The organism is Nocardia sp. (genome assembly GCF_025465275.1).
Lineage (GTDB): Bacteria > Actinomycetota > Actinomycetes > Mycobacteriales > Mycobacteriaceae > Nocardia.
Window position 1 is genome coordinate 20,538 of record NZ_JAODNK010000231.1, and the last position, 6,731, is coordinate 27,268.

6 protein-coding genes are annotated in these 6,731 nt (G+C 66.5%); 5 read left to right on the forward strand and 1 reads right to left on the reverse strand.

The window, feature by feature from the left end; all coding sequences use genetic code 11:
- Window positions 1-130: 130 nt before the first annotated feature.
- Window positions 131-1,480 (reverse strand): ammonium transporter, encoded by a 1,350-nt coding sequence (locus tag JWN03_RS44345; RefSeq protein ID WP_297628815.1) that lies wholly within the window; start codon window positions 1,478-1,480, stop codon window positions 131-133.
- A 215-nt stretch (window positions 1,481-1,695) separates the two neighbouring features.
- On the opposite strand from JWN03_RS44345, the gene JWN03_RS44350 reads away from it, so the two are divergent.
- The 5 genes from JWN03_RS44350 to JWN03_RS44370 form a co-directional block, all read left to right on the forward strand.
- Complete coding sequence (locus JWN03_RS44350; protein WP_297628817.1) at window positions 1,696-2,883, forward strand: NAD(P)/FAD-dependent oxidoreductase; 1,188 nt, start codon at window positions 1,696-1,698, stop codon at window positions 2,881-2,883.
- A 40-nt stretch (window positions 2,884-2,923) separates the two neighbouring features.
- The gene (gene glnT / locus JWN03_RS44355) at window positions 2,924-4,264 is read left to right on the forward strand and encodes a type III glutamate--ammonia ligase (RefSeq protein ID WP_297628819.1); all 1,341 of its coding nucleotides are present in this window, start codon (window positions 2,924-2,926) and stop codon (window positions 4,262-4,264) included.
- Between the two features lie 116 nt (window positions 4,265-4,380).
- Entirely contained in the window at window positions 4,381-5,484 is a 1,104-nt protein-coding gene (locus JWN03_RS44360; RefSeq protein ID WP_297628821.1) for a glutamine amidotransferase, read from the forward strand.
- Window positions 5,469-6,164 carry a protein glxC gene (locus tag JWN03_RS44365; protein ID WP_297628823.1) on the forward strand — a complete coding sequence of 232 codons (696 nt, stop codon included), beginning with the start codon at window positions 5,469-5,471 and terminating at the stop codon, window positions 6,162-6,164. The genes JWN03_RS44360 and JWN03_RS44365 overlap by 16 nt, the downstream gene beginning before the upstream one ends.
- A 32-nt stretch (window positions 6,165-6,196) precedes the next feature.
- A partial coding sequence (locus tag JWN03_RS44370; protein ID WP_297628825.1) for a glutamate synthase-related protein occupies window positions 6,197-6,731 on the forward strand: 535 nt, incomplete at its 3' end.

A 6,731-nucleotide genomic window follows, 5' to 3' on the forward strand; every position in this document is an offset into this window, starting at 1 on the left:
GTGAACTGAAAGAGGTGGCGGCGCGCGGGTCCGGACGATCCGTTGCGCTGCCACCTCTTTCAGTCGAACGCGGCCCCCTCCCGCCCTTGATGAGGAGGGTGAAGATCGGGAGGAGCCGCGGGCTTTCGGGTTATTCGACCGCGACCGCCGCCTTGCTGGTCATGGCTTCCGCGGCCGTGACCGCGTCCGCCGGTTCGGGTTTGGCGGCCGGCATGCTGACATGGTCGAGCACATAGGCGGTTTCGCTGTGCACGGCCAGGTCGAGGCCCATGGCCTCGCTCTCCGCATCGGCCCGGATGCCGCCGAAGCGCTCCATGACCTTGGCGATGCCGAGGGTCACCACGAAGGTGTAGGCGAGCACCGCGAGCACGGCGACCGTCTGCCGCCACAGCTGATCCAGCCCGCCGCCGTAGAACAGTCCGGCAACGGCATTGGGCGCCGATCCGTCGGCCAGCAGCCCGATGAGCAGGGTGCCGATAATGCCGCCGGTCAGGTGGATGCCGACCACATCGAGCGAATCATCCAGTCCGAAGCGGTATTTCAGTGAGACGGCGAAGCAGCACGCCACACCGCAGACCGCGCCCACGATGAGCGCGCCCATGGGCGAGACCGCGCCGCAGGCGGGGGTGATGCCGACCAGCGCCGCGATCAGGCCGGACGCGCCGCCGAGCGAGGTGGCATGCCCCTCCTTGAACTTCTCCACGACCAGCCAGCCGCAGATGCCCGCGCAAGAGGCGGCGAGGGTATTGAGCACCACCACGGACGCGGGGTTGCCCGAGGACAGCGCCGAGCCGCCGTTGAATCCGAACCAGCCGCAGAACAGAATGCCCGCACCCAGCATCGTCAGCGGAATGCTGTGCGGGCGAGGCGAATTCGGGAACACTTTGCGCTTGCCGAGCACCAGCGCCAGTGCGAGCCCGGCAATGCCTGCATTGATGTGCACCGCCGTGCCGCCGGCGAAGTCGATGGCCTTGAGCTTATTGGCGATCCAGCCGCCGTGTACCGAGCCGTCCTTGCTGTCGAAGGCGAAGACCCAGTGTGCGACAGGGAAATACACGAGCAGCGCCCAGATCCCGGCGAAGGTCATCCAGGAGCCGAACTTCATGCGGTCGGCCACCGCGCCCGCGATGAGCGCGACTGTCAGTGCGGCGAAGAGTAGTTGGAAGGCGGAGAAGATGGCGGGTGGTAGTCCGGGGGTGGCGGGTGCGTCGAGGAGTTTCGACGATCCGAAGTATTCCAGCGGATCACCCAGCAGGCCGAGGCCGCCGAGCGAGTTTCCGAAGGAGGCCGAGTAGCCGACGATGATCCACAGCACGCCCACCACAGCGAGGGCGCCGAAGACCATCATGGCCATGTTCAGTGTGTTCTTGACGCTGACCATGCCGCCGTAGAACAGCGCCAGTCCGGCCACCATGATCGACACGAGGGCGAAGGCGGCGAGCATCCACGCGGTGTCTGCCGCGGCTACTGCTTGTTCCATGTTTCACCTGACTTAGAAACGGATTCCATACAAACGGATGTTCCTGAGGGGAATCACCGTTGCATGGGAGTAGACCATCGTGGATGTTGCGCCGTGGTACGTGACTGTGAAAGCTGCGTAAACCGGCGTGCTTCGGCGCGGCTCGTATGGTTTCATGACAATCAACAGTGATTCACTGTAGAAGACATGAATGATGCTGAGCCGAGGGATGCCATATGACCGACACCGCCGAGTTCCTGATCATCGGAGGCGGCCTGGAAGGGCTCGCCATCGCCTGGTCCCTGGCCGAGCGCGGTGCCACCGATATCCTGCTGCTGGAACGGAATTCGCTCTGCTCGGGCATGACCGGCAAGTCCAGCGGCGTGGTCCGCTGCCACTACGGCGCACCCTCGCTGGCGGCCATGTCCTGGTGGTCGGTGCCGTTCTTCGAGAACGCGCCCGACATCCTCGGGGACGACCTGGGTTTCCGGCAGTGCGGGTACGCGGTCGGCGTCGGCGCGGACAATCTGGACCCGTTGAAGGCGAATGTGGCCATGCAGCAGGCCATGGGCATCGAGGTGGACCTGCTCGCCCACGACGATATGGCCGCGCTGTGGCCGGGCCTGCGGGTGGACGATTTCGCCGCCTTCGCCTACGAACCCCGTGGTGGACGTGGTGAGGCGTACCTGACCGGTATGGCCTTCGCGGCGGCGGCGCGCGCACTGGGTGTGCGGATTCGCCAGCAGACGCCGGTGGCCGAGCTGCTTACCGCGGCGGGTCGCGTCACCGGTGCGAAGCTGGCCGACGGCACCGAGGTGCACGCGGGAACCGTGGTGCTGGCCGCCGGGCCGTGGACATCCGCGCTCGCCGCGACCGCCGGTGTGGATGTCCCTATGAAAGCCCAGCGCGCCCAACTCCTCCTGATCGATCAGGGTGAACCGCTCCCGCAGGTCCCGGTGCTCTCCGATCTGGTGAGCCTGCAGTACCTGTGCCGGGAACCCAATGGTGAACTGCTGGCGGGCAATAGCGATCACGCCGTTCCCGAATACATCGATCCGGACGATTTTGTGAACCGCGCCGACGATTCCACCGTCGAAAAGGTCGTCGGCAGACTGGAACACCGGCTGCCGCAGATGCCGGATCCGCGCATTACCGGCAGTTATGTCGGTGCGTACGACGTCACCCCCGATTACAACCCGATCATCGGCCCCGCGCCGATACCTGGCCTGTTCCTGGCCACCGGTTTCTCCGGCCACGGTTTCAAGATCTCTCCGGCCGTCGGCCGCATGGTCGCGGACATGCTGCTGCACAACCGAACCGAGCTCCCGAATGTCGATGCCGCCGACTTCCGCTACGAGCGTTTCGCCGAAGGCCGCCCCCTGCTGAGTCCGCACCCGTATGTGGGCGCGGGCGAAATGCGCTGAACCTCAACCTCATCCGAACCCTGCTGCTTCAGGAGCCGATATGGCGACAGATACCACCGCCACCGTCACGCCGATCACGACCCACCGCACGCTGTCCGAACAGGCGCATGCCACCGGCACCACTTTCATCCTGGCGGTATTCACCACCTTGTCCGGCAAGCCGTGCGCGAAACTCGTTCCGGTGCAGGCGGTCGGCCAGCTCGAGGCGGACGGTGTCGGGTTCGCCGGCTATGCGGCCGGAATGATGGGCCAGCAACCGCGCGATTCGGATCTGGTCGCGATTCCGGACGCGTCCACCTTCATTCCGATTCCCTTCGTGCGCCCCGGCCTGGCCATGGTGCACTGCACACCGCATGTCGAGGGCGAGCCGTGGCCGTTCGCGCCGCGAGTCATTCTGCAGCGCACGCTAGCTCGGGCCGCCGAACTCGGATACTCCGTGAAGGTCGGCGCGGAGATCGAATACTTCCTGGTGGACAAGGGGCCGAACGGCCTGGTCCCGGCCGATACCGCCGATGTGAGCCTGCAACCCTGTTACGACGCCCGCGATGTGACGCGCATGTACGACCATCTGGCCGAGGTATCGGAGGCCATGAACACGCTCGGCTGGGGCAATTACGCCAGCGATCACGAGGACGGCAACGGGCAGTTCGAGCAGAACTTCGACTACGCCGACGCCCTGATCACCGCGGACCGGGTGATCACCGCCCGCTATCTGCTCTCGGTGATTGCCGAAAAGCGCGGTATGAAGGCCACTTTCATGCCGAAGCCGTTCACCGATCGCACCGGTACCGGCATGCACATGCACCTGTCGCTGTGGTCGGGCGATCATCCGCTCTTCCCGGATGCCGATGACCCGCGCGGGCTCGGATTGTCTTCCACCGCATACGGTTTCCTCGCCGGAATGCTCGATCACGCCTGCGCTCTGCAGGGAGTGATCGCCCCGACCGTCAACTCCTACAAGCGAACCGGCGCGACGAGCACCGCCAGCGGTGCGACCTGGTCCCCGCGATACGCCACCTACGGCGGCAATGACCGCACCCACTACCTGCGCGTCCCCGACCAGCACCGCGTGGAACTGCGCGGCGCGGACGGCTCCGCCAACCCGTACCTGGCCATGGCCGCCGCCATCGCGGCGGGACTCGACGGCATCGATCGCGAACTCGATCCCGGCGCACCTGGCGAACAACGCGGCGACATGCTGCCCATGACCCTCGTGCACGCCATGGACGCCATGGAATCCGACCCGGTTGTCACCGCCGCCCTCGATATCGCCGGCCCCGGCGTGGCCGCCTACTTCGCCGGGCACAAGCGCGAGGAGTTCTTCGCCTGGCACAACACGGTTTCCGCCTGGGAGATCGACCACTACCTCACTGCATTCTGACGCCCGACCGGCCTGCGCGGTCACAAATCACCGCCAGGCGGCACCATCCGCCGCCTGAGCTCGATTCCTGACCGCTCAGACCGGCGAACTTCACTCCCGAAAGGAGCTGATCACCAATGTGCGGAATCGTCGGCCTGCACCTGCTCGACCCTGCTCTCTATCCGCAACTGGGCACACTGCTCACGGGCATGCTGGACCAAATGTGCGACCGCGGACCAGATTCGGCTGGCATGGCCGTCTACGGCGACCCCGTTTGGTCCCCGCCCGGCACAGTCACAGTCACCCTGCTCGACAGCCCCTTGCCGGCCGCCGAACTGGCCGAAAAGCTGACTGCCGCAATGGGTATGCCGATTACAGCCATAGACCTGAACCCCACGATCCTGCTGCACGCCGAAGTCGCCTCGCTTCAGTCCGCCGCCCCCTCGCCACGTCAATCCGCCGCGCCTTCGTCACTTCAGGACACCGCCCCCTCGTCACTTCAGTCCGTCGCGCCCTCGTCACTTCAGGACGCCACCGGACCATCATCCCGGCGCGCTTTTTGGCCGGGATCCACACCGGCACAGCAGAATGCCAGTGCGATGCAGGCAGGAACCTCCGGGGGTGAAGCCGAAGCTCTGGTGCAGGCGGTCCGGGCCGTAGCCCCGAGCGCCCGCGTCATCGGTTTCGGCCCCGGCCTCGCAGTCCTCAAAGGCATCGGCAATCCGACAACCCTGGCGAACGGCTTCGGTCTCCCGCAGGCGCAGGGCTGGCAGGGGGTCGCGCACACCCGCATGGCCACCGAATCCGCTGTCACCGCAGAGGGTTCCCATCCCTTCTCGGTGGGCCCCGGCCAATGCCTGGTGCACAACGGCTCATTCAGCAATCACATGAGCATCAAGCACGAATTGCAGCGCGCAGGAGTCGAATTCGACAGCGAGAACGACACCGAGGTGGGCGCGCGCTTCGTCGCACAGCAGTTGGCGCAGGGCGCTGACCTGGAGAAGGCGCTGCTCCTGCTCAACGATGTCTTCGACGGCTTCTACACGCTGCTCGTCTCCACCAGCGACTCCTTCGCGGTGGTCCGTGATGCCATTGCCTGCAAGCCCGCCATCATCGCGGAAACCGATCGCTGGGTGGCCATGGCATCGGAGTACCGCGCACTCGCCGATCTCCCCGGCGTGGAGCAGGCCCGAATCTTCGAACCCGAACCGGAAGAGGTGTACGTATGGCGGCGATCGTGAGTGAGCGCACGGTGCTCGATGTGGCCGAGTCCGGCACCCGCGCAGTGAATTCCGCGCTCATGGCAGCGGATGCCCCGGCGGTGGTCACCCTGGCGAACCCGCGCGGTGCACACGCTCTGGCCTGCGGGCTGGACCGCGATATAGCGGTCACCGTCGAAGGCCACGTCGGCTACTACTGCGCGGGCATGAACCAGCACGCCACCGTGACGGTCGAGGGCAGCGCCGGTGTCGGTGTCGCGGAGAACATGATGTCCGGCACGGTGCGGGTGCGCGGCGATGCCTCGCAGTCGGCGGGCGCGACCGCGCACGGCGGACTGCTCGTCATCGAGGGCAATGCCGGTGCCCGCTGCGGCATTTCGATGAAGGGCGTCGACATAGTCGTAGGCGGCAATATCGGCCACATGAGCGCCTTCATGGGCCAGGCCGGCCGCCTCGTCGTCTGCGGCGACGCGGGCGACGGGCTCGGCGACTCGCTCTACGAGGCCCGTATCTACGTCAAGGGCACCGTCAAGTCCCTTGGCGCCGACTGCGTCGAGAAGCCCGTACGCGAAGAGCACCTCGCGGAGCTGGCGGAGCTGCTCAAGGCCGCCGAGATCGACGAGGACCCGGCCGCCTTCCGCCGGTACGGCTCCGCACGCGGGCTCTATCACTTCCAGGTGGACAACGCGGGCGCGTACTGACGCCACCCCCGCCCAAGAATACGGAGGACACCATGTACGACGACCTGTCGGCGCTCGGCCTGCGGGAGTCCGCCACCTTCGACCGCGCCACCATCCACGGCATCCAGCGGGCCGCCACCACGGGCGTTTACGACATCCGGGGCTGGGGCGCCAAGCGACGCCTGCCGCACTTCGACGACCTGCTATTTCTCGGCGCGAGCATGTCCCGCTACCCGCTGGAGGGATACCGCGAGCGCTGCGGCACCGACGTCATCCTCGGCACCAGAAACGCCAGGTACCCTCTCCACCTCGACATCCCCGTCACCATCGCCGGCATGAGCTTCGGATCCCTGTCCGCCAACGCCAAGGAAGCCCTCGGACGTGGCGCCACTACGGCCGGGACCTCCACCACCACCGGCGACGGCGGGATGACGCCGGAGGAGCGCGGCCAGTCCAAGACCCTCGTCTACCAGTACCTGCCTTCCAGGTACGGGATGAACCCCGACGACCTGCGCAAGGCCGACGCCATCGAGGTGGTCCTCGGCCAGGGTGCCAAGCCTGGCGGCGGGGGCATGCTGCTCGGCCAGA

What these genes read in the sequence shown, in the direction of transcription:
- JWN03_RS44345 (WP_297628815.1), bottom strand. Translation starts at nt 1,480, where the DNA reads ATGGAACAAGCAGTAGCCGCGGCAGACACCGCGTGGATGCTCGCCGCC.
- JWN03_RS44350 (WP_297628817.1), top strand. Translation starts at nt 1,696, where the DNA reads ATGACCGACACCGCCGAGTTCCTGATCATCGGAGGCGGCCTGGAAGGG.
- glnT (WP_297628819.1), top strand. Translation starts at nt 2,924, where the DNA reads ATGGCGACAGATACCACCGCCACCGTCACGCCGATCACGACCCACCGC.
- JWN03_RS44360 (WP_297628821.1), top strand. Translation starts at nt 4,381, where the DNA reads ATGTGCGGAATCGTCGGCCTGCACCTGCTCGACCCTGCTCTCTATCCG.
- JWN03_RS44365 (WP_297628823.1), top strand. Translation starts at nt 5,469, where the DNA reads ATGGCGGCGATCGTGAGTGAGCGCACGGTGCTCGATGTGGCCGAGTCC.